The sequence below is a fragment of the Streptomyces albus subsp. albus genome (assembly GCF_000725885.1).
Classification (GTDB): Bacteria; Actinomycetota; Actinomycetes; order Streptomycetales; family Streptomycetaceae; genus Streptomyces; species Streptomyces albus.
This window is the reverse complement of record NZ_JODR01000028.1, coordinates 66,566-89,478: the sequence shown is the minus strand read 5'-3', so window position 1 is coordinate 89,478 and position 22,913 is coordinate 66,566. Positions and strand designations below refer to the sequence as shown.

The following is a 22,913-nucleotide window of genomic DNA, read 5'->3' as shown; positions in this document are numbered from 1 at the left end:
ACAACTTCTTACGCCCCTGCGGAGCCCGGTCCGCTCGGATCTCGAAATCCATCGCACCCCTTGAGCTGGGGTGTTGCGACGACTACTAGAACCTAAGGAGGAGTCGGGCCCCATACCGCGCGGCGTCAGGCGTCCGCGCCCACGCCCAGTTCGCGGGCAACCAGCATCCGCTGGACCTCGCTGGTGCCCTCGCCGATCTCCAGGATCTTCGCGTCCCGCCACATGCGGGCCACCGGGTACTCGTTCATGAAGCCGTAGCCGCCGTGGATCTGGGTGGCCTCGCGGGCGTTGGTGACGGCGATCTCCGACGAGTACAGCTTGGCCAGCGCCGCCTGCTTCTTGAATGGCTCACCCGCCACCAGCCGCGCCGCCGCGTCCCGCCAGGTGACCCGGGCGGTGTGCGCCCGCATCTCCATGTCCGCGATCTTGAACTGGATGGCCTGGTTGGCGCCGATGGGCTTGCCGAACGCCCGGCGGGTGTTGGCGTACCGCACCGACTCGTCCACACAGCCCTGCGCCAGCCCCGTGGCCAGCGCGGAGATCGCGATACGGCCCTCGTCCAGGATCCGCAGGAACTGCGCGTAGCCGCGGCCCGGCTCGCCCAGCAGATTGGCCTTAGGGACCCGTACGTCCACGAACGACAGCTCGTGCGTGTCCGATGCGTTCCAGCCGACCTTGGAGTAGGCGGGCGCCACGGTGAAGCCCGGGGTACCGGAGGGCACGATGATCGTGGAGATGCGCGGGGAGCCGTCGTCCTTCCGGCCGGTGACGGCGGTGACCGTGACCAGGCCCGTGATGTCCGTACCGGAGTTGGTGATGAACGACTTGGTGCCGTTGATCACCCACTCGTCCGCGGCCTCGTCCAGCACGGCCGTGGTGCGGGTGCCGCCCGCGTCCGAGCCGCACTCCGGTTCGGTCAGCCCGAACGCGCCCAGCATCTGTCCCGAGCACAGCTTCGGCAGCCACTCGCGCTTCTGCTCCTCGGTGCCGAACAGATACACCGGCATGGCGCCCAGCGACACCCCCGCCTCCAGGGTGATGGCCACGGAGGAGTCCACCCGGGCCAGCTCCTCCAGCGCGAGGCAGAGCGCCAGGTAGTCGCCGCCCATCCCGCCGTATTCCTCGGGGAAGGGCAGCCCGAACAGTCCCATCTCGCCCATCTGGCGGACGATCTCGTACGGGAACTCGTGCCGCTCGTAGAACACGCCGATCTTGGGCGCCACCACATCGCGGGAGAACTCCTCGACGGTACGGCGCAGTTCCTCGTGCTCGGGCGTCAGACGGTGGTCGAGAGCCATGCTCACTGCTCCTTGGGGTCCGGGGAGTCCTGGGAGTCCTGCGCGTGCTGTGTGCGCGGCGCCCGCGTTGTGCGCGGCGCCTGCTGCGCGTCGGCGGTGCCGGAAGCGGTGGCCTCCGTGCCCGCCAGGGCGCGTACCGTGCGGGAGGGGCTGGGCCGGCCGAGCCGTTCGGCCATCCAGAGGCTGGTGCTCACCAGCCGGCCCAGATCGACGCCCGTCTCGATGCCGAGTCCGTCCAGCATCCAGACCAGGTCCTCGGTGGCCAGGTTGCCGGTGGCGCTCTTGGCGTACGGGCAGCCGCCCAGCCCGCCGGCCGAGGCGTCCACCGTTGTGACCCCCTGCCGGAGCGCCGCCAGCGTGTTGGCGAGGGCCTGGCCGTAGGTGTCGTGGAAGTGGACGGCCAGCCGGGGCCCGCCCCTCCGCTCGGAGAGCCCCGCCTCTTCCAGGGCCGCGAGGAGCGCGCGCACGTGGCCGGGGGTGGCCACCCCGATGGTGTCGCCCAGACTCAGCTCGGCGCAGCCCATCGCGGCCAGCTCCCGGCACACCCGCACCACCTGGGCGACCGGCACCGGGCCCTCCCAGGGGTCGCCGAAGCACATCGACAGATAGCCGCGGACCGCCATCCCCTCCTGGCGGGCGCGGGCCACCACCGGGGCGAACATCTCCAGCGCCTCGTCCACGGTGCGGTTGAGATTGGCCTTGGCGAACGACTCGGTGACGCTGGCGAACACCGCGACCTCGCGCGCCCCCAGCGCCGAGGCGCGCTCCAGCCCGCGCGCGTTGGGCACCAGCACCGGCAGCCGCACCCCGTCCGGGACGTGGCCGGCCAGCCGCGGGTACAGCTCCTCCGCGTCGGCGAGCTGGGGGACCCATTTGGGGTGCACGAAGCTGGTGGCCTCGATCGTGTCGAGCCCGGCGGCGGCCAGCCGGCGGATGAACTCGGCCTTCACCTCCACGGGGACGGTCGCCTGCTCGTTCTGCAGCCCGTCCCGCGGGCCCACCTCGTGGATCCGCACCCGTGCCGGAAGGCCCTCCAGGGGGAAGGCCATGGGCAGCCCGGTCATGACGCCACCTCCGTCCCGCTGTCGGTTTCGGCCCCCTCCGGCTCGTGGGGGTCCACCACCGCCAGGACCTCGTCCATGGCGACGGTGGCGCCCGGTGTCACGTCCAACTGCGTCACGCGGCCGGCGTGCGGGGCCGTGATGACGTGCTCCATCTTCATCGCCTCCACCACCAGCAGGGACTGGCCGGCCGCGACCTCGTCCCCGACCGCCGCCTTGACCAGCGTCACGGTGCCGGGCATGGGTGCGGTCAGGGCGTCCGCGCCGTGAGCGGTGCCGGCCTGCCGGAGTGCGGCGGCCACCGGGTCGTGCCCCCGCACCTGCCATGTCTCGCCGTCCCGGCCCAGCCAGACGCCGGGGGTGTCCCCGTCAGTGCTCAGCGCCCGGGTGAAGGAGTGGCTCATGCCGTCCCAGTCGAGCCGGACGGTGGTGCCGCCCGGGGCCGTGCCGGGGGCGAGCCGGGCGCGGACCGGTGCGGCCCCGCCGACGGCGACGTCCATCTCGCCCGGCGGCGGTGGGTCCTCGGGCCGCTTGCCGTCCGGAGCGGCCGGGCGGACCCGCACCGTCACCGGGTCGTGCCCCGGCACCCGCAGATGGTGCACCGTCCACGCCCGCTGACCGCCCAGCCGCCAGCCGGAGGGCACCGCGAACGGGCTGACCCAGCCCGGGCCGTCCTGCGGGGCCAGGGCCTGCTGGCGCAGCAGGGCCGCCGCTCCGTACACCTCGTCGGGCAACCCCTTTGGCAGCAGGGCGGCAGCGGCCCGCTCCACCAGGCCGGTGTCCAGGTCCCCGGAGACGACGTCGGGGTGGGCGAGCAGCCCGCGCAGGAACGCCGTGTTGGTGTCCAGGCCCAGCACCGTGGTGCGGGCCAGCGCCGCCCGCAGCCCGCGCAGTGCGGCGGCCCGGTCGGGGCCCCAGGCGATGACCTTGGCGAGCATCGGGTCGTAGGTGGTGCCCACCCGGGTGCCGACGCTCAGCCCCGAGTCGGTGCGCACCCCCTCACCCTGTGGTTCCTCCAGCAGCAGGACCTGCCCGGCCGAGGGCAGGAAGTCCACCCGGCCGTCGGCCGCGCCGGGTGCGGGACGGGCGGTCTCCGCGCAGATGCGGGCCTCCACCGCGTGCCCCTCCAGCCGGATGTCCTCCTGGGCGAAGGGCAGCGGTTCACCGGCGGCCACCCGAAGCTGCCACTCGACCAGGTCGAGGCCGCAGATCAGCTCGGTGACCGGATGTTCCACCTGGAGGCGGGTGTTCATCTCCATGAAGTAGTAGGCACCCGAGCCGTCGCCCGGGACGATGAACTCCACCGTGCCGGCGCCGCGGTAGCCGCAGGAGCGGGCCGCGTCCACCGCCGCCCGGCCCATGGCGGCTCGCGTCGCCTCGTCCAGCAGGGGGCTGGGTGCCTCCTCGATGATCTTCTGGTGGCGGCGCTGGAGGGAGCACTCGCGTTCCCCGAGGTGCAGTACGGTGCCGTGCGCGTCGGCCAGAACCTGGATCTCGATGTGCCGGGGGCGGTCGATCCACCGCTCCACCAGCAGTCCGTCGTCGCCGAACGCGCCCTTGGCCTCACGGCGGGCCGCGGCGATCTCGTCGGGCAGTGCCGCCGGGTCCCGGACCAGCCGCATGCCCTTGCCACCGCCGCCCGCCGAGGGCTTGAGCAGCACGGGCAGGCCCGTCTCCTGTGCGGCGGCGGCCAGTTCGGTGTCGGTCAGCCCGCTGCCGGAGGAGCCCGGCACCACCGGCACGCCCGCCTCGCGGACCGTCTCCTTGGCGCGGATCTTGTCGCCCATCAGTTCGATGGCGTCGGCGGGCGGGCCGATGAAGGTGAGCCCCGCCTCGGTGCAGCGGCGGGCGAACTCCGCGTTCTCCGCGAGGAAGCCGTACCCCGGGTGGACGGCCTGGGCGCCGCTGCGCCGTGCCGCCTCCACCAGCCGTTCGATGTGCAGATAGCTCTCGGCAGCCGCCGCAGGGCCGATCCGCACGGCCGTGTCGGCCTCCCGCACGTGGCGCGCGTCGGCGTCCGCGTCGCTGTGCACGGCGACGGCGCGGACGCCCAGCCTGCGCAGTGTGCGGATCACCCGGACGGCGATCTCGCCGCGGTTGGCCACCAGCACCGTGTCGAACATCGGCCCTCTCCTCGTGCTCCCGCCCCCGGTCGTCGTGGCCGGGGCCGACGGGACCGGCGCGGTCCCGTCCCCATCCGTCAGCTGAGCCATGCCGCCCGCCCCCTCACATGCGGAAGACGCCGAAGCGGGGCGCCTCCGGATCGCGCCGCGGCAGGGGGGCGTTGGCGCAGGCCGTCAGGGCCAGGCCGAGCACCTGCCGGGTCTCCAGCGGGTCGATCACACCGTCGTCCCACAGCCGCGCCGTGGCGTAGTAGGCGTTGCCCTGCTTCTCGTACTGGGCGCGGACCGGGGCGCGGAACTCCTCCTCCGCCTCGGCGGACCACTCCTCGCCGCGCGCCTCCATCTGGTCCCGTTTGACGGTGGCCAGCACGGAGGCGGCCTGCTCGCCGCCCATGACGGAGATCTTGGCGTTGGGCCACATCCACAGGAACCGGGGGCTGTAGGCCCGGCCGCACATCGAGTAGTTGCCCGCCCCGTAGGAGCCGCCGATGACGACGGTCAGCTTCGGCACCCGGGCGCAGGCCACGGCGGTGACCATCTTGGCGCCGTGCTTGGCGATGCCGCCCGCCTCGTAGTCCTTGCCCACCATGAAGCCGGAGATGTTCTGGAGGAACAGCAGCGGGATGCCGCGCTGGTCGCACAGCTCGATGAAGTGGGCGCCCTTCTGCGCCGACTCGGAGAAGAGGATGCCGTTGTTGGCCACCACGCCGACCGGGTGTCCGTGGATGTGGGCGAAGCCGGTGACCAGCGTGGTGCCGTACTCCGCCTTGAACTCCTGGAAGCGGGAGCCGTCCACCAGGCGTGCGATGACCTCCCTCACGTCGTAGGGGGTGCGGGAGTCCATCGGCACCACGTCGTAGAGCTGGGCCGGGTCGGCCGCCGGCTCCTCCGGCGGGCGGACCGCCCAGGGGAGGTCCGCCGCGGTGGGCGGGGCGGGCAGTGTGGAGACGATGTGGCGGACGATGCGCAGGGCGTGCGCGTCGTCCTCGGCGAGGTGGTCGGTGACGCCGGAGATCCGCGAGTGGACCTCGCCGCCGCCCAGCTCCTCCGCGGTGACGACCTCTCCCGTGGCGGCCTTCACCAGGGGCGGGCCGCCCAGGAAGACGGTGCCCTGTCCGCGGACGATCACGGCCTCGTCGCTCATGGCGGGGACGTAGGCGCCGCCCGCCGTGCAGGAGCCCAGGACGGCGGCGATCTGCGGGATGCCGGCGGCGGACATCCGGGCCTGGTTGTAGAAGATGCGCCCGAAGTGGTCGCGGTCGGGGAAGACCTCGTCCTGGAGGGGGAGGAAGGCGCCGCCGGAGTCCACCAGGTAGAGGCAGGGGAGACGGTTGTCCAGCGCGACCTCCTGGGCGCGCAGGTGCTTCTTGACCGTCATGGGGTAGTAGGTGCCGCCCTTGACGGTGGCGTCGTTGGCGACGATCACCGCCTCGCGGCCGGACACCCGGCCGATGCCCGCGATCACCCCGGCCGCCGGGGCCGCGTCCTCGTACATCCCGTCTGCCGCCAGCGGGCTCAGCTCCAGGAAGGGGGAGCCGGGGTCGAGGAGGGCGTCCACCCGGTCGCGCGGCAGCAGCTTGCCGCGGGCGACGTGCCGCTCGCGGGCCCGGGCGCCGCCGCCCAGCCGGGCGCGGGCCAGCTTCTCCCGCAGCTGTCCGGCCAACTCGCGGTGGGCCCTGCGGTTCCCGGCCGCCGCGTCCGAGGCGGGGTCGAGGGCGCTCACCAGGCGGGGTGCCGCCGGCCCGTGCCCGCTCGCGTCCCGCACCGTCTGCTCGTCCATCCGGGCCAGCCCCCTTGCTCGCACGAACCGCGCACCCGGCATGCACCGGGTTAGTCACCGTTAACCGAACAGCACCCAGGTTAACGCGCACTAACGTGGCTGTCTAGAATGGGCTGCATGAGCACGAAGACGGCGGGCAGGCCCGCGCCCAGCAGGCGGGAGCAGATCCTGCGGGAGGCCGCGCGGCTCTTCGCGGAGCGCGGTTTCCACGGGGTGGGGGTCGATGAGATAGGAGCCGCCGTCGGTATCAGCGGCCCCGGTCTGTACCGCCATTTCTCGGGCAAGGACGCGATGCTGGCGGAGCTGCTGGTGGGGATCAGTCAGCGGCTCTACGAGGGCGGGCGCCGCAGGTCGGAGGAGTCGCTGGCGGCGGGGCTGAGCCCCGAGGCGACGCTGGACGCGCTGATCGACGGGCACATCGACTTCGCCCTCGACGACCGCGAGCTGATCACCCTCCACGACCGTGAGCTGGACCGGCTGCCGGAGGCCGACCGCAAGCAGGTCCGCAAGCTCCAGCGGCAGTACGTCGAGCTGTGGGTCTCCGCCGTCCGGGCGGTGTATCCGCGGCTGACCGAGCTGGAGGCGCGGGTGGCCGTGCACACGGTGTTCGGGCTGCTGAACTCGACCCCGCATCTGAGCGGCCCTGCGGTGCTGCCGGACCGGGAGACGACGGCGGCGCTGCTGCACCGGCTGGCGCGGGGCGCGTTCTCGGCGGCGGAGCCGCGCCCGCGGGCCGGGCGGTAGTGAGCCGGGGGCGGGGCGGCCCCCAGGAGTACGGACGGCGGGACGGTCGGGGCGGTGGTAAGCCGGGGCGCGGTCCGGCGGGCGGCCCGGGGGCCGGGGTGTCTGGACAGTGCTGGTGACCGCTCGGTAGCTTTGGCTCCGGGGGCTGAGCAAGCGCTTAGCCATGGCCGAGGCGACGAGGAGGCGTGCTGTGCGCCGCACGGTGTTCAACGAGGACCACGAAGCGTTCCGGCAGACGATCCGCGACTTCATCGCGGCCGAGGTCGTGCCCCACTACCCGCAGTGGGCCGAACAGGGCTATGTGCCGCGCGAGCTGTACAAGAAACTCGGTGACCTCGGCGTCTTCGGCATCGAGGTGCCGGAGGAGTACGGCGGCGCGGGCGAGACCAGCTTCAAGTACAACGCCGTCATCACCGAGGAGTGCGCCCGCGCGGGTGTCAGTTTCGGCGGCTCCAGCGTGCACACCGCGCTCTGCCTCCCGTACCTGCTCAAGTACGCCGACGAGGAGCAGAAGCGCCGCTGGCTGCCCCCCTTCGTCTCCGGCGAGATGATGACCGCCATCGCCATGACCGAACCGGGCACCGGTTCCGACCTGGCGGGGATGAAGACCACCGCCAAGCTGTCCGAGGACGGCACGCACTACGTCCTCAACGGCGCCAAGACCTTCATCACCGGCGGTGTCCAGGCCGACCGCGTCCTGGTGTGCGCCCGTACCGCGCCCCCCACCCCTGAGGACCGGCGCGGCGGCATCTCCATCCTCGTCGTGGACGCCAGGAGCGAGGGCTTCGCGGTGGGCCGCAAGCTGGAGAAGCTGGGGCTGCGGGCCTCCGACACCGCGGAGCTGTCCTTCACCGACGTCAAGGTGCCGGTGGAGGACCTGCTGGGCGAGGAGGGCAAGGCGTTCGGCTACCTCACCCACAACCTGCCGCAGGAGCGGCTGGGGATCGCCATCGGCGCCTACGCGCAGTCGGCCGCCGCGGTGCGCTTCGCGCACGAGTACGTCAAGGAGCGCACGGTCTTCGGCAAGGAGGTCGCCTCCTTCCAGAACACCAAGTTCGTCCTCGCCGACTGCAAGGCGGACGTGGACGCCATGCAGGCCGTCTGCGACCGGGCGCTGGAGGCGCTGGACGCGGGCGAGCTGACCCCCGCCGACGCCGCCTCCGCGAAGCTGTTCACCACCGAGCTGGCGGCCCGCGTGATCGACAAGTGCCTCCAGCTGCACGGCGGTTACGGCTACATGCTGGAGTACCCGATCGCCAGTCTGTACGCGGACACCCGGGTGTCGCGGATCTACGGCGGCACCAGCGAGGTCATGCGGTCCATCGTCGCGAAGTCGATGGGCCTGTGAACCGGCCCGCCCGCCCGGCCCCTTGCGGCACGGCGCCCGTGCCGTGCGACGCGGCACGCAGCGGGGTCCCGGCGTCCGGCACCACGCCTGTGACGTACGACGTGACGCCGCCGCGCACCACCTCGGCAGAATCACCTGTATGAGTGACGAACTGACGTCCCTGCTCGATCTGCTCGACCTGGAGCGGATCGAGCAGGACATCTTCCGCGGCAGCAGCCGGGCCTCCCTCGTCCCCCGGGTCTTCGGAGGCCAGGTCGCGGCCCAGGCGCTGGTCGCCGCCTGCCGTACCGTTCCCGAGGGGCGGCTGCCGCACTCCCTGCACGCGTACTTCCTGCGTCCCGGCGACCCGGGGGCGCACATCGTCTACACGGTGGACCGGATACGCGACGGGCGCTCCTTCACCACGCGCCGGGTGGTGGCCGTCCAGCACGGTCAGCCGGTCTTCCACCTGTCGGCCTCGTTCCAGGTGCACGAGGAGGGCATGGAGCACCAGGAGGAGATGCCGCCCGCGCCGGACCCGGAGACGCTGCCGACCGCCGAGGAGGTCGTACCCCGCTACCGGGAGCTGTTCGTCGACCCGCAGGTGCCCGAGCGGCTGCTGCGGGCGCGGGCCGCGGTGGACCTGCGGTACGTGGAGGAGCCGCCGTTCGGGAGGGTGGGCCGCCCTTCCGCGCCGCGCTCCCAGGTGTGGTTCCGCACCAACGGCAAGCTGGACGGCGAACTGGACGATCCGACGCTGCACATCTGTCTGGCCACCTACGTGTCGGACATGACGCTGCTGGACTCGGTGCTGCTGGCGCACGGCAGGGGCGGCTGGGCGGTCGGCGACGTGGTGGGGGCCAGCCTGGACCACGCGATGTGGTTCCACCGGCCGTTCCGCGCCGACGAGTGGCTGCTCTACGACCAGGAGTCCCCCACCGCGCAGGGCGGCCGGGGACTCGCCAAGGGCAGGATCTTCACCCGGGACGGGCGGCTGGTGGCCTCGGTCATCCAGGAGGGCGTGGTGCGGGTGCCGCGCCGTGACGGCGCGGCGGGGAGCACGGGTCAGCCGGCCAGCCCGGCGGCGGCCAGCAGATAGGCCGTCATCGGCTCGTAGAAGCGCGGGTCCACCACGTGGTCGTCCAGCGGTACCGTCACGGCCAGGGTGCCCTCGGCCTCGCCGAGGAAGAGCGCCGGGTCGTTGCAGTCGGCGAAGCCCACCGTGGTCAGTCCGTGCTGGGCGGCGCGGCCCGCCCAGCCGTGGTCGGCCACCACCAGGTCGGGCAGCGGTTCGCCCGCCTGTTCGAGGCCGTGCAGTATGCCCGCCATGGGTTCGGGGGAGTGGGTGTGCCACAGGGAGGCGCCCCGTTCGTAGACGGCGACGCCCTGGAACTGCACGATGACGCCCTCGTCGGCGAAGACGCGCAGGGGGGTGCGCACGATGTCGCACCCCACCGCACGCAGCGCGGTGGCCAGGGTGCCGTGCATGTCGAGCAGCGCGCCGGGGTGGCCGGTGGCGAACAGGACGCGGGCCCGCGACTCGGCGGCCTTGCGCAGTTCGGCCGCGGCCCGCTCCAGTGCGCCGACGGTCAGTTCCGGGTCGATGGTGTCCTGCCCGGCGCGGTAGTCCGGGTCGTCGTTGACGCCGCAGCGCTCGGCCATGACCGCGAGCACGTCCTGTTCGTCGGCCCAGCGCTCGCCCAGTTCCAGACCGAGCCAGTAGTGCCGGTCGCCGTTGGCGAGCTTGCGGTAGTGGGCGAGATTGTTCTCCCGCGGAGTGGCGACCTCTCCCGCGATCCGGGTGCGCACCAGATGACCGATCAGTTCGTCGCGGGTGGGCGCCGCGGGGAGCGGGAGGGGGAGCGACACGGGCAAGAGAGGCTGTGGCATGGAGCCATTGTGTCTCGTACGGACGCCCGATGGACGGACTGTCCAAAAGGAGGCGTACGCCACTCAGGACCGTCCAACGGCGGAACCGCCCCCGCTGCCTACGCTCGTCCGTATGACCAGCAGCGACCAGCCCACCACCAGCCCTTCCGCCACTCCGGGGCCGCGCGGCCCCGTGGACTCCTCCCGTATCCCCCGGTACGCCGGCCCGGCGACCTTCGCGCGGTTGCCGCGGATCGACGAGACGGGTGGCCGTGCGGACGTCGCCGTCGTCGGCATCCCCTTCGACACGGGTGTCTCCTACCGTCCGGGCGCCCGGTTCGGCGGCAACGCCATCCGGGAGGCGTCCCGGCTGCTGCGGCCCTACAACCCGGCGCAGGACGCGTCCCCGTTCGCCCTGGCGCAGGTCGCGGACGCCGGGGACATCGCCGTCAACCCGTTCGACATCGGCGAGGCCATCGAGACCGTCGAGCAGGCGGCCGGGGAGCTGCTGGACACCGGCGCCCGGCTGATGACGCTGGGCGGCGACCACACCCTGGCGCTGCCCCTGCTGCGGGCGGCGGCCCGCAAGCATGGCCCCGTGGCCCTGCTCCACTTCGATGCGCACCTGGACACCTGGGACACCTACTTCGGCGCCCCCTACACCCACGGCACCCCCTTCCGGCGTGCCGTGGAGGAGGGGCTGCTGGACACCTCGGCGCTCTCCCACGTGGGCACGCGCGGGCCGCTGTACGGCAAGCGGGACCTGGACGACGACGCCAAGATGGGCTTCGGCATCGTCACCTCCTCCGACGTGATGCGCCGCGGTGTGGACGAGGTCGTCGACCAGTTGCGGCAGCGCATCGGTTCGCGCCCGCTGTACATATCGGTGGACATCGACGTTCTCGACCCCGCCCATGCGCCGGGCACCGGCACACCGGAGGCGGGCGGCCTCACCTCGCGGGAACTGCTGGAGATCATCCGCGGGCTGGCGGACTGCCATCTGGTCTCGGCCGATCTTGTGGAGGTCGCCCCGGCGTACGACCACGCGGAGATCACCTCGGTGGCCGCCTCGCACACCGCGTACGAGCTGACGACGCTGATGACCCGGCAGATCGCCGCCCGGCGGGACGGCGCGGAGCAGGGCGCCTGAGCCGGGGCGCGAGGACGTCCGGGCCGGGGCGCTGCGGAGATGAGCGCCTTTTTGGTCGTGTTGCGCACCCGGCCCTTCCGCGCGTCCGTACGCATTTGCGGAACCGTCCGGATACGGAGTGACGAACCGCGCAGGTCGGGGCGGACTTGACGGGAAGCCCGACTGTCCTGCACTCCGTCACCTAGCGCCACTGATTTAATACGGGACGTTACTGATTTTGATCGGTCGGTGTCCCTGCGATGTGCATTCCGTGGAAGTTCCCGACAGACTGCACGAGCGATCCCGCGCGGGAAGGCGGCGCGGAGCGCAGACAGAGCCGGCCTCGTGGGGGGTGCCGGCCTGAGCGCACCCAGGGACGCGCCGCCGGTGGCCGGCTGCGGTACCGGGCGAGCCTGTGGCTCGTACCGGACCGCCAGCCGGCCGCCTCTCCTGACCCCCGCCCCCACTGCCTCCCCCCGGCCCGCCCCGGAACCTCGCTGCCCGTTCGCCCGGCGGTGGTGCGCCGGTACACGCCGCGCCGCACATCCGTCGCCGTACATCCCCTGTTTCCCGGTGAGTGGCAGGGCGTTGTGGCGGGGGCCCGGCGGCAGGGCTAGCGTGCCGCCGTCCCACGGCACCGCCTGCCGACCGTCACCGCGAAGGGGCCCACCCATGCGTCTGCGTATCCCGCTCGCCCTCGCGACCGCCGCCGCGGCCCTGGCCGGATGCGTCACCGTCCAGACGGCCACCGCCGCCCCCGCCGCCGCACGGCACCGGGCGGGCCCGGAAGCCCGCCAGCAGCACGCCTGTTCGTCCTCCGTGGCGATCCGCGGCTGGTCCGACTCCCTCGACAAGACGACGTTCCGCGGCCTGCCGGTGGCCGGCCTCTCCGCGCTGGCGCCCGACGACCACGGCCGCTACGTGGCGCTCTCCGACCGCTCGGCGCTCTTCACACTGGACGTCGCCCGCGGCCCCGTACCGCACGCCCGTACGGTCGGCGCGGCGCCGCTGGCGGACGCGAACGGCGCACCGCTCGACTCGGAGGGGCTGGTCGTCCGGCGTGACGGCAGCAGGCTGGTCACCTCGGAGACGGAACCGTCCATCGGGCGGTACGCGGCGGACGGCACCTTCACCGGGGAACGGCTGCCGGTGCCGGCGATGCTGCGCGTCGAGCCGGACGGGAGGGCGCAGCGCAACCAGACCTTCGAGGGGCTGACGGCCTGGCGCGGCGGACACCGGCTCACGGCCTCGATGGAGGGGCCGTTGCGCGGGGACGGCACCGACGGGGCCGGGCGCCCTCTGGTGCGCTTCCAGAACTGGCGGCTGCCGAAGGACCGGCAGCCGGGAGGGCAGGCACTGCCGGTCGCCCAGTGGGCCTATCCGGTGGACGACGGGCTGGCGGTCGCGGAGATCGCCGCGGCCGGCGACGGCCGCCTGCTGGTGCTGGAGCGCGGCTACGACGTGGTCACCAAGGCGAACACCATCCGGCTGTACCTGGCCGATCCGCGCCGGGCGGGCGACGTGCGCGACGTGGCGCGGCTGCACACGGGGCAGGGCGGGGTGCGGCCGGTGCGCAAGACGCTCCTCGCCGATCTGGGCGACTGCCCGGACCTGGGCGCCCCCAATCCGTCCCCGCAGCCGAACCCGCTGCTGGACAACATCGAGGCGATGGCGGTCGCCGGACGTGCCCACGGCCGGCTGGAGCTGCTGCTGGCCAGCGACGACAACGAGAGTGCCCAACAGGTCACCCGGCTCTACCGGCTGGCCGTGCGCCTGCCGCACCCCTGACGCGCGCCTGGCGCACCCTGACATGCGCCCGGTGCACACCTGAGCGATCGTCGTACGGGATGAAAACCTGACCTGGGGGCGTTGGGCCTTTTCGCGGACACAGGCCGCAGCCCGACGTGAAGGGACAGGGAGCATCGTGACGGAGGACAGCACCGACCGGTCCGCGCGTCCGGCAGGGCGGGGATGGGCCCGGCGCCTGGCCGGATACTGCTGGCGGTACAAACGGGCGGTGGTGCTCGCACTGGGCGCCTCGCTCGGCGGTATGGCGATCATGGCGCTGGTCCCACTGCTGACCAAGATCATCATCGATGACGTGGTGGTCGGCGGCAAGGGCAGCATCTGGACGTGGATCGGGCTGCTGGTGGCCGCCGCCGCCGTCGTCTACGTCCTCACCTACGCCCGCCGCTACTACGGCGGGCGGCTGGCACTGGACGTCCAGCACGACCTGCGCACCGAGATGTACCGCTCGATCGTCCGGCTGGACGGCCGCAGCCAGGACGAGCTGTCCACCGGCCAGGTCGTCGGGCGCGGTACCAGCGACCTGCAACTGGTGCAGAGCCTGCTGTTCATGCTGCCCATGATGATCGGCAACGTGCTGCTGTTCCTGGTGGCGCTGGTCGTGATGGTCGTCCTCTCACCGCTGCTGACCCTGGTGTCGCTGGCGGTCTTCCCGCTGCTGTGGTGGGTGGCCGACCGCAGCCGCAAACGGCTGTTCCCCGCCACCTGGTACGCGCAGCAGCAGGCCGGCGCGGTCGCCTCCGTGGTGGACGGCTCCGTCACCGGCGTACGGGTGGTCAAGGGGTTCGGCCAGGAGGCGCAGGAGACCGGCAAACTGCGGCAGGCCGGCCGCAGACTGTTCGCGGGCCGGCTGCGCACCGTGCGCCTCAACGCCCGCTACACCCCCGCCCTCCAGACGGTGCCGTCCCTCGGCCAGGTCGCGATGCTGGCGCTCGGCGGCTGGATGGCCACCCGCGGCCAGATCACCCTCGGCACCTTCGTCGCCTTCTCCACCTACCTGGCCCAGCTGGTGGGCCCGGTGCGGATGCTGGCGATGATGCTGACCGTCGGCCAGCAGGCCCGCGCCGGTGTCGAACGGGTCTACGACCTGATCGACACCGAACCGCAGATGGCCGAGAGCCCCGACGCGCGGGAGCTGCCCGAGGCGGCCGACGCCTCCGTCGAGTTCGACGACGTCACCTTCGGCTACACCCCGGACAACCCCGTGCTGGACGGCTTCAGCCTGCGGGTCGAACCGGGTGAGACCGTGGCCCTGGTGGGAGCCAGCGGCAGCGGCAAGTCCACCGTCTCGATGCTGCTGCCGCGCTACTACGACGTGACCGGCGGCGCCGTGCGCGTCGGCGGCCAGGACGTCCGCGAGCTGACACTCGACTCGCTGCGCGGCGCCATCGGACTGGTCCCCGAGAACCCCTTCCTCTTCTCCTCGACCATCCGCGAGAACATCGCCTACGGGGCGCCCGACGCCACCGACGAACAGATCCGCGCCGCCGCCGAGGCCGCCCAGGCGGACCGTTTCATCCAGGAGCTGCCCGACGGCTACGACACCGCCGTCGGCGAACAGGGACTGACCCTCTCCGGCGGCCAGCGCCAGCGCATAGCCCTGGCCCGCGCCCTGCTCAGCGACCCGCGGCTGCTGCTCCTGGACGACGCGACCTCCGCCGTGGACGCCCGCGTCGAGCACGAGATCCACGACGCGCTGCGCGGTGTGATGGCGGGCCGCACCACCCTGCTGATCGCCCACCGCCAGTCCACCCTCGCGCTGGCCGACCGTATCGCCGTCCTCGACGGGGGACGGCTGGCCGACATCGGCACCCACGAGGAGCTGACCGGGCGCTGCGCCCTCTACCGGAAGCTGCTGACCGACCCGGACGAACTGGGCGAGGTCGAACGCGACCCGGCGGGCATGGCCGTCCACGACGCGCACGACACGGTCGAGGGCATCACCCCCGGGCTGTGGCGGCGCGAGGAGGACGACGCGCAAGGGGAGGGGAGCGGCGCGGGCACCTCCGGGGTGGCCGCCGCCCAGGCGGGGCGCCCCGGCACCTTCGCCTCCGAACTGGCCGGACTGCCCGGCAGCCCCGAACTCCTCGCCAAGGTGGCCGCGCTGCCGCCCGCCGACGATGTGCCCGACATCGACGAGGAGCGCGCGGAGCAGCCCGAGAAGAGCTACGGGCTGCGCCGTCTGCTGCACGGTTTCGGCGCGGCCCTGATCGTCGCGCTCGTCTTCGCCGCACTCGACGCCGGGTTCGGACTGCTGCTGCCCGTGCTGATCCGGCACGGCATCGACGACGGTGTGGAAAAGGGCGCACTGGGCGCCGTCTGGTTCGCCTCCGGTGTGGCGCTCGCCGTGGTGGTCGCCCAGTGGGGCGCGCAGATCGGTTCGCTGCTGCTGACCGGGCGCACCGGTGAACGCGTGCTGTACGCCCTGCGGGTGAAGATCTTCGCGCAGCTGCAGCGTCTGGGACTCGACTACTACGAGCGGCACCAGGCGGGCGCCGTGATGACCCGGATGACGACCGACGTGGACGCCCTCTCCACGTTCCTCCAGACCGGCCTGGTGACCGCCGTCGTCTCGCTGTTCACCTTCCTGGGCATCATGGGCGCCCTGCTGTTCCTCGACCTCCAGCTCGCGCTGGTCGTCTTCGCGACGCTGCCGCTGCTGGTCGTCGGCACGGTCTTCTTCCGCCGGCACAGCGTCCGGGCCTACGAACTGGCCCGGGAGCGGGTCAGCAGGGTCAACGCGGACCTCCAGGAGTCGGTGGCCGGACTGCGGATGGTGCAGGCCTACCGGGCCGAGGAGCGCGGGGCCGACCGGTTCGAGCGGCGCAGCGACGGATACCGCCAGGCGCGGGTGCGCGGCCAGTGGCTGATCTCCGTCTACTTCCCCTTCGTCCAGCTGCTGGCCTCCCTGGCCACCGCCGCCGTGCTCGTCGTCGGCGCCTCACGCATCGAGAACGGCACCCTCACGGCGGGCGCCCTGGTGGCGTACCTGCTCTACATCGAGCTGTTCTTCGCCCCCGTGCAGCAGCTCTCGCAGGTCTTCGACGGCTACCAGCAGGCGGCCGTCTCGCTGCGCCGCATCCAGGAGCTGCTGCGGGAGCGGAGCAGCACCCCGCTGCCCGAGGCGCCGCACCCCGTGTCCGAGCTGCGCGGCGAGATCACCTTCCGCGGTGTGGACTTCCGCTACGCCACCGCGGACCCGGCGGGCACCGCCGGGCAGGGCGAGGAGCGGGCGCTCTCGGACATCGATCTGACGGTCCCGGCCGGGCAGACCGTCGCCTTCGTGGGCGAGACGGGTGCGGGCAAGTCCACCCTCGTCAAGCTCGTGGCCCGGTTCTACGACCCCAGCGCGGGTGCCGTCCTGGTGGACGGACACGACCTGCGGGAGATCGATCTGACCGCCTACCGGCACCGGCTCGGTGTGGTGCCCCAGGAGCCGTATCTCTTCCCGGGCACCGTGCGGGACGCCATCGCCTACGGCCGGATGGACGCGAGCGACGCCGAGGTGGAGGCCGCCGCACGGGCCGTCGGCGCGCACGACATGATCGCCTCGCTGCCGGGCGGCTATCTGCACCAGGTCGACGAGCGGGGCCGCAATCTGTCCGCGGGCCAGCGGCAGTTGCTGGCACTGGCCCGCGCGGAGCTGGTCAAGCCGGCCATCCTGCTCCTGGACGAGGCGACCGCGGCGCTGGACCTGGCCACCGAGGCGCTGGTCAACCAGGCCACGGACCGGCTGGCCGGCTCCCGCACCACGCTGGTGGTCGCCCACCGGCTGTCCACCGCCGCGCGGGCCGACCGGGTGGTCGTCCTGGACCACGGCAAGGTGGTGGAGGACGGTACGCACGCCGAACTGGTGGCGCTCGGCGGGCGGTACGCGCAGCTGTGGAAGACCTTCGCCGGCGGCGGCGGACTGGACGACTCCGAGCCCGCCGTGGTGTGACCTGCGCGGCGCCCGATGACGGCGGGGCGGCCGTGGTGACCGGACACCACGGCCGCCCCGCCCTGTTGTGCGCGGCACCCGGCGCAGAGCCGTGCTTGTGCGGGGCACCCGGCGCAGGGCCGTGCGGCACCCCCCGCGGCTCTCAGCCCTCGCACAGCCGCACCACGTACTCGTCCACCGTCTGCACCTCGCCGAAGGGCAGGGGCTCGTCGCCCGTGCGCCAGTGGACGGCGGAAATCTCCTCGGAGGGGGTGAAGGGCAGCACCCGCTCCAGCGCGCCGGTGAACACCGCCCCGTACAGCACCCGTTGCCCGGGGCCCAGCGCCGTGCGGGAGAAGCCGGCGAACCGCAGTGCGTCGGCGTCCACCGTCTGGCCGGTCTCCTCGCGCAGTTCGCGGGCCGCCGCCTGGCGCGGTGTCTCGCCCTCCTCGATGCCGCCGCCGGGCAGTTCCCAGCAGGACCGGCTGCGGACGTGCACCATCAGCAGCCGGCCCTCGTGCCTCACGGCCAGCAGGACGTAGGCGACGGGGGCGTCCGGGAAGCGGGTCTCCTCCGGCTCGCGGTGGAAGGAGAGCAGGCGCATCCCGCGCGGGCCCGTGGCCAGCGGGGCGGACGGGAGCGGGGTTGCGGGATCGGTCATGTCCGCAGCGTAGACCCGGCCGCCGGTGCTGTCCCGGGCACCGCTGAGCGGTGTGCGCTCTCCCCTATGCGGGCATTTCACCGTTCCCGGGGTCTGGCGGAGCGGGGCGGACGCCGATAGGTTCACGACGGTTTTCGGCGATGCAAGGGGAGGGTGTATGCGTAAGACGCTCAGATGGGTGCTGTCCTCGGCGATGCTGATAGGCACCGTCGGTGTCGGCAGCACGCCGGCGGGTGCCGTGACAGGCGCACCGTCCGGTGGCGGCACCGACATCAAGGACCGCATCCTCGCGGTACCCGGGATGAGCCTCATCGAGGAGAAGCCCGTCGACGGGTACCGCTTTTTCGTGCTCGAGTACAAGCAGCCGGTCGATCACCGGCACCCCGGCAAGGGCACGTTCAAGCAGCGCATATCCATCCTGCACCGGGACACGAACCGCCCCACCGTCTTCTACACCGGCGGCTACAACCTCAACACCAGCCCCAGCCGCAGTGAGCCGACGCAGTTGACGGACGGCAACCAGGTCTCCATGGAGTACCGGTTCTTCACCCCCTCCCGGCCCGACCCCGCCGACTGGTCGAAGCTGACCATCTGGCAGGCCGCCAGCGACCAGCACCGCATCTACCAGGCGCTCAAGAAGATCTACGGCAAGAACTGGATCGCCACCGGCGGCAGCAAGGGCGGGATGACGGCCACGTACTACCGCCGCTTCTACCCGCAGGACATGGACGGCACCGTCCCCTACGTCGCCCCCAACGACGTCCGCAACGACGAGGACTCGGCCTACTCCCGGTTCTTCAAGAACGTCGGCACCAAGGAGTGCCGCGACCGTCTCAACAGCGTGCAGCACGAGATCTTCGAGCGCCGCGGCGAGATGGTCCCCCGCATCAAGAAGTGGGCGAAGGAGAACGACTACACCTTCAAGCTCGCCGGCAGCGCCGACAAGGCGTTCGAACTGGTCGCCCAGGACCTGGTGTGGGGCTACTGGCAGTACCACCTGCTCAAGGACTGCGACCAGGTGCCCTCGCCCGACGCCTCCACGGACACGCTCTACAAGTGGGCGGACGAGGTGGGCGGCTGGTCGGCCGGCACCGACCAGGGCATGACCCCGTACGTGCCGTACTACTACCAGGCCGGCACCCAGATGGGCTCCCCCGACTACGAGGAGCCGCTGCTGGACGACGTGCGCAGGTACCCGGGGCTGAACGTGCCGCGCACCTACGTGCCGCGTGACATCCCGATGACCTTCAACAAGCACGACAAGGCGATGCGCGACATCGACCGCTGGGTGCGCCACAACTCCTCGCAGATGCTCTACATCTACGGCGAGAACGACCCGTGGGGCGCCGAGCCCTTCCGCCCGGGACGGCACAACAAGGACACCGCGGTCTTCTGGGCACCGGACCAGAACCACGGCGCGAAGATCGCCACCCTGGAGGAGAAGGACCGGGTGGCCGCGACCCGCATGGTGATGAAGTTCGCCGGCCTCAAGCCCGATCCGGATATCAAGCCGCAGCGTCTGACGACGTACGACAAGAAGCTGGACAAGCCGGAGAAGCAGAGCCAGACCCTCCGCCCGTGACGGCGTGAGGCGCGGGCCCGGCGTCCTAGGCCGCGCCGGCCAGCAGCGCCAGCAGGTGTGTGCGCACCCCGGGCAGCAGCCCGGGCAGCTCACGCACCTGCGGGTACCAGCGCTTCTCGTACTCCCAGCACAGCCACTCGACGCCCGTCCCCGCCCCGGGGGCGGGCGTCGCCGCGTCGGTGGCCCGGGTGAGGACCTCCGCCAGGTCGGCGAGCGGCAGCACCCCCTCGCCGGGCGGCAGCGGGGTGGTGTCCTCGCGGGAGGGGATGTCCTTGACCTGGACGTACCCCAGGTACGGGGCGAGCAGCCGGTGGGTCGTCTCGGGCTCCTCGCCGCCCCGCCAGGTGTGCATCACGTCCCACAGGGCGCCGGCGCCCGGGTGGTCCACGGCGCTCAGTACGCGGGCCACGTCGGCGCCCCTCGCATGCGAGTCGTGCGTCTCCAGCAGCACCCGTACGCCCAGCCCCTCGGCGATCCGGGCGGCCTCGGCCAGCCGGCGGACCGCCGCGGCGTCCGAGCCCGCGGCGTCGTCCGGCGCGCCGCCGGGGAAGACCCGTACGTAGGGGGCGCCCAGGTCGTGCGCGAGGTGCAGCAGGGCGCGGGTCTCGGCGAGCACCGGGGCGTCGTCGCCGGGTGCGGCCAGCCGCGGATAGCCGGCCAGGCACAGCAGGGTGAGACCGGCGGCGGCGAACCGCCGGGCGACGGCCTGCCGTTCGCCCGCGTCCAGGCCCGGGTGGACGGGCTCCTCGGGGTGGGCGCGCAGTTCGACACCGTGGAACCCGGAGTCGCCGGCCAGGCGCAGGACCTCGGGGAGGGGGGTGCCGGGGACACCGAGCGTGGAGAAGGCCAGTCGCATGCGCTCACCCGACCAGATGCCGCCGCGCCCGGCAAGGCCCGCCCCGTACGTGTCGTGCGGGGCCTGTGGCCGGTCCGGAGAATCCCCTGCGGAAAATATTCACGCTGTGCGGTGCAACCCTTTCGCAGCGTCGCGTGTCCATACCTGTGTCGGCACCCCGAGGGGGAAGCGGGAGCCGAGGGGGGATGCGAAGGGCCCGGTCGCCAGGACCGGGCCCTTCGAAGTCTGTGTCGTCCGTGTCGCGGGTCGTTGAGCCGCAAGCTCCACGGCCGTACGCCCTAGAAGGGCACCCCGCAGCGCAGGGCGACGTTGGCGTACGGCTTCGACTCGCCGGTGCGCACCACCAGCCTGGCGCGTCCGGTGAGGGCCTTGAACTCCTCGTGCGGCACCAGTTCCAGGCCGGGCAGCCGGCCGGTCAGCAGGGCGGCGCAGTCCGGGTTGGCCTCGCGCACCTCGCTCGCGGCGACGGCGCCCTCGACCTCCAGTTCGTCGAGCAGCCCGGTGAGGACCTCCGCGAAGGAGGGCACGCCCGCGCGGAAGGCGAGGTCCACCACGGCGGGGCCCTGCGGGATGGGCAGTCCGGCGTCGCAGACCACCACCAGGTCGGTGTGGCCCAGGTGGGCCAGGGCACCGCTGAGGTGCCTGTTGAGTATTCCGGACTTCTTCATCCAGCGGTCCCCTCGGCCGTGCTGTTGTCGATGTCGGCAGCACGGGGGTAGGACTCCTGTGCGCCGGGACGGGTCACCGCGAAGGCGCCGACGCGTACGGCGTACCGCACGGCGTCCTCCAGCCCGTCGCCGCGGCCCAGCCGCCAGCCGAGTGCTCCGGTGAAGGCGTCGCCCGCGCCGGTGGTGTCCACGGCCGTCACGCGCGGGCTGGCGATCCGCACCATGCCGACGCCGTCGGTCTGCTCCGGGCCGATGCCGGGCCCGGCGGCCAGGGCGCCCTCGGCGCCCAGGGTGACGACGACGCTGCGCGGGCCGAGCGCGAGCAGCGCGGTGGCCCATTCCTCGGGTGCGTCGCCGAGCGTGTGGCCGTCGGCCAGCAGCAGGCGTGCTTCGTGTTCGTTGAGTACCAGGGGGTCGCACAGTGCCAGGACGTCCTCGGGCAGCCGTGCGGGGGGAGAGGGGTTGAGCACCACGCGGGCGCCGTGCCGGGCTGCGGCCCGTGCCGCCGCCGCGACCGTCTCCAGGGGGATCTCCAGTTGCAAGGAGACCACCGCGGCGGCCTCGAACAGCGTTTCCGCCGCCGCCACGTCGTCGGGCGTGAGGCGGGCGTTGGCGCCGGGGGAGACCACGATGCTGTTGTCGCCGGCCGCGTCGACGGTGATGAGGGCGACGCCGGTCGGTGCGTCCTTGCCCTCGACGCCGTCGGCGTCGCCGGTGTTTTCGGGAGTGCGGATGCCGTCCTTGCCCACTGTGCCGGGAGTGTCCGTCGGGCCCACGAGGAGTCCCGCCAACGCCGCGCCCGCGTCGCGCTGCGCCTCGGCCAGCATGCGGCCGTACGCGTCGTCGCCGACCCGGGCCAGCAGTGTGGTGCGGGCGCCGAGCCGGGCGGCGGCTGCCGCCTGGTTCGCGCCCTTGCCTCCCGGGTGGATCTCCAGATCCGACCCGAGCACCGTCTCGCCCGGTCCCGGCCGCCGGTCGAGACCGATGACCAGGTCGGCGTTGGCGGACCCTACGACCAGCAGGTCGTACTCGTGCATCCGGTGTGCTCCTTCACATCCCGCGCGGGCACCGCCCGCGGCGGGCCGTTCAGTGGGTCGTCCTCCCGGCTTCCGGTCAGGAGAAGCGGTCGACGTTCTTCTTGGTGACGACCTTCACCGGAACCTTGATCTGCTTGTCGACGGCGGTGCCGTCGATGACGCGCATGGCGTTGCGGACGGCCATCTTGCCGAGCTCGGCCGGCTGCTGGGCGACGGTGGCGTTGATGGTGCCCTTCTTGACGGCCTTCATCGCGTCACCGGTGCCGTCGAAGCCGACGACCTTGACGTCCGTGCCGGCCTTGGCGCCGAGGGCCTTGACCGCACCGAGCGCCATCTCGTCGTTCTCCGCGAAGATCGCGTCGATCTCCGGGTGCGACTGCATGGCGTTGGTGGTGACGTTGAGGCCCTTCTCGCGGTCGAAGTCCGCGGGCTGCTTGGCGACGACCTTCAGCCCCGGGTACTTCTTGAGGCCCTCGCTGAAGCCCTTGCCGCGCTCGCGGGAGGCGGAGGTGCCGGTCTGGCCCTGGAGGATCAGGACGTTGCCCTTGCCGCCCAGCAGTTCGTTGATCTTCGCGGCGGCCTGCTTGCCGCCCGACACGTTGTCGGAGGCGACCGTCGTGGCGATCTTGGCCTTGTTGACGCTGCGGTCGGCGGCGATGACGGGGATGTCCGCGTTGTTCGCGGCCTTGACGGCCGGGGCGGCGGCGTCGGAGTCGACCGGGTTGATGATGATGGACTTCACCTGCTGAGAGGTGAAGTTCTGCATCTGGTTGGCCTGCTGCGAGGCGTCGTTGTTGCCGTTCTGGACGCTCAGCTCGGCGCCCTGGGCCTTGGCCTCGGCCTCGGCACCCTTCTTCATGTCGACCATGAAGGGCTGGTTGAGCGCCGATATGGCGAAGCCGATCTTGGCCTTCTTCTTGCCGCCGCTCGAACTGTCGCCGGAGCCACAGGCGGAAGCCGTCAGGGCGACTGCCGTGGCCACGATGACGACAGACGTGTTCTTTCTCTTGCTCATTGCTGCATTCCTTGCAGTCGGCAGATGGACGAACTACG

At 72.4% G+C, this 22,913-nt stretch carries 17 protein-coding genes; 7 read left to right on the top strand and 10 right to left on the bottom strand.

Translation table 11 applies throughout. The annotated features are described in order from the left end of the window. Positions 1 to 125: 125 nt before the first annotated feature. The 4 genes from IO40_RS0127755 to IO40_RS0127740 form a co-directional block, all read right to left on the bottom strand. Positions 126 to 1,298: an acyl-CoA dehydrogenase family protein gene (locus IO40_RS0127755; RefSeq protein ID WP_031176340.1), complete on the bottom strand. Its 1,173-nt coding sequence runs from the start codon at positions 1,296 to 1,298 to the stop codon at positions 126 to 128. A 2-nt stretch (positions 1,299 to 1,300) separates the two neighbouring features. Further along, a complete protein-coding gene (locus IO40_RS0127750) occupies positions 1,301 to 2,362 on the bottom strand; it encodes a hydroxymethylglutaryl-CoA lyase (RefSeq protein ID WP_033229907.1) in 1,062 nt (353 codons plus the stop codon). Further along, positions 2,359 to 4,482, bottom strand: a complete 2,124-nt coding sequence (locus IO40_RS0127745) for an acetyl/propionyl/methylcrotonyl-CoA carboxylase subunit alpha (protein ID WP_033229906.1) — start codon at positions 4,480 to 4,482, stop codon at positions 2,359 to 2,361. Before IO40_RS0127745 ends, IO40_RS0127750 begins: the two co-directional genes overlap by 4 nt. Positions 4,483 to 4,585: 103 nt before the next feature. Beyond that, a complete protein-coding gene (locus IO40_RS0127740; protein ID WP_041968830.1) occupies positions 4,586 to 6,262 on the bottom strand; it encodes a carboxyl transferase domain-containing protein in 1,677 nt (558 codons plus the stop codon). A gap of 117 nt (positions 6,263 to 6,379) precedes the next feature. Here IO40_RS0127740 and IO40_RS0127735 point away from each other — a divergent pair, with 117 nt between their 5' ends. The 3 genes from IO40_RS0127735 (at position 6,380) to tesB (ending at position 9,432) form a co-directional block, all read left to right on the top strand. Continuing rightward, complete coding sequence (locus IO40_RS0127735; protein ID WP_031176337.1) at positions 6,380 to 7,006, top strand: SACE_7040 family transcriptional regulator; 627 nt, start codon at positions 6,380 to 6,382, stop codon at positions 7,004 to 7,006. Between the two features lie 190 nt (positions 7,007 to 7,196). Further along, complete coding sequence (locus tag IO40_RS0127730; RefSeq protein ID WP_016469104.1) at positions 7,197 to 8,354, top strand: acyl-CoA dehydrogenase family protein; 1,158 nt, start codon at positions 7,197 to 7,199, stop codon at positions 8,352 to 8,354. 139 nt (positions 8,355 to 8,493) lie between these two features. Next, positions 8,494 to 9,432, top strand: a complete 939-nt coding sequence (gene tesB / locus IO40_RS0127725; protein ID WP_016469103.1) for an acyl-CoA thioesterase II — start codon at positions 8,494 to 8,496, stop codon at positions 9,430 to 9,432. Here tesB and IO40_RS0127720 read toward each other — a convergent pair. Further along, complete coding sequence (locus IO40_RS0127720) at positions 9,399 to 10,223, bottom strand: phosphatase (protein ID WP_030409753.1); 825 nt, start codon at positions 10,221 to 10,223, stop codon at positions 9,399 to 9,401. The genes tesB and IO40_RS0127720 overlap by 34 nt on opposite strands. 112 nt (positions 10,224 to 10,335) lie before the next feature. On the opposite strand from IO40_RS0127720, the gene speB reads away from it, so the two are divergent. The 3 genes from speB to IO40_RS0127705 all read left to right on the top strand — a co-directional run bounded on the left by speB (position 10,336) and on the right by IO40_RS0127705 (position 17,077). After that, a complete protein-coding gene (gene speB, locus IO40_RS0127715; protein ID WP_030409752.1) occupies positions 10,336 to 11,352 on the top strand; it encodes an agmatinase in 1,017 nt (338 codons plus the stop codon). Between the two features lie 651 nt (positions 11,353 to 12,003). Then, complete coding sequence (locus IO40_RS0127710; RefSeq protein WP_031176336.1) at positions 12,004 to 13,119, top strand: esterase-like activity of phytase family protein; 1,116 nt, start codon at positions 12,004 to 12,006, stop codon at positions 13,117 to 13,119. 133 nt (positions 13,120 to 13,252) lie between these two features. Beyond that, positions 13,253 to 17,077 (top strand): ABC transporter ATP-binding protein, encoded by a 3,825-nt coding sequence (locus tag IO40_RS0127705; RefSeq protein WP_415852434.1) that lies wholly within the window; start codon positions 13,253 to 13,255, stop codon positions 17,075 to 17,077. A 142-nt stretch (positions 17,078 to 17,219) separates the two neighbouring features. On the opposite strand, the gene IO40_RS0127700 is transcribed toward IO40_RS0127705, so the two are convergent. Further along, a complete protein-coding gene (locus tag IO40_RS0127700) occupies positions 17,220 to 17,717 on the bottom strand; it encodes an NUDIX domain-containing protein (RefSeq protein ID WP_031176334.1) in 498 nt (165 codons plus the stop codon). A gap of 157 nt (positions 17,718 to 17,874) precedes the next feature. On the opposite strand from IO40_RS0127700, the gene IO40_RS0127695 reads away from it, so the two are divergent. Then, positions 17,875 to 19,299 carry a S28 family serine protease gene (locus IO40_RS0127695; protein WP_031176333.1) on the top strand — a complete coding sequence of 475 codons (1,425 nt, stop codon included), beginning with the start codon at positions 17,875 to 17,877 and terminating at the stop codon, positions 19,297 to 19,299. Between the two features lie 25 nt (positions 19,300 to 19,324). Here IO40_RS0127695 and IO40_RS0127690 read toward each other — a convergent pair whose 3' ends face one another. The 4 genes from IO40_RS0127690 to IO40_RS39940 form a co-directional block, all read right to left on the bottom strand. Next, entirely contained in the window at positions 19,325 to 20,155 is an 831-nt protein-coding gene (locus IO40_RS0127690; RefSeq protein WP_016469096.1) for a sugar phosphate isomerase/epimerase family protein, read from the bottom strand. Between the two features lie 278 nt (positions 20,156 to 20,433). Beyond that, entirely contained in the window at positions 20,434 to 20,823 is a 390-nt protein-coding gene (rbsD, locus tag IO40_RS0127685; protein ID WP_016469095.1) for a D-ribose pyranase, read from the bottom strand. After that, on the bottom strand, positions 20,820 to 21,860 hold the full coding sequence (locus IO40_RS0127680) for a ribokinase (protein WP_016469094.1): 1,041 nt from the start codon (positions 21,858 to 21,860) through the stop codon (positions 20,820 to 20,822). The genes rbsD and IO40_RS0127680 overlap by 4 nt, the downstream gene beginning before the upstream one ends. A gap of 76 nt (positions 21,861 to 21,936) precedes the next feature. After that, on the bottom strand, positions 21,937 to 22,875 hold the full coding sequence (locus IO40_RS39940; RefSeq protein ID WP_016469093.1) for a substrate-binding domain-containing protein: 939 nt from the start codon (positions 22,873 to 22,875) through the stop codon (positions 21,937 to 21,939). Positions 22,876 to 22,913: the final 38 nt, after the last annotated feature.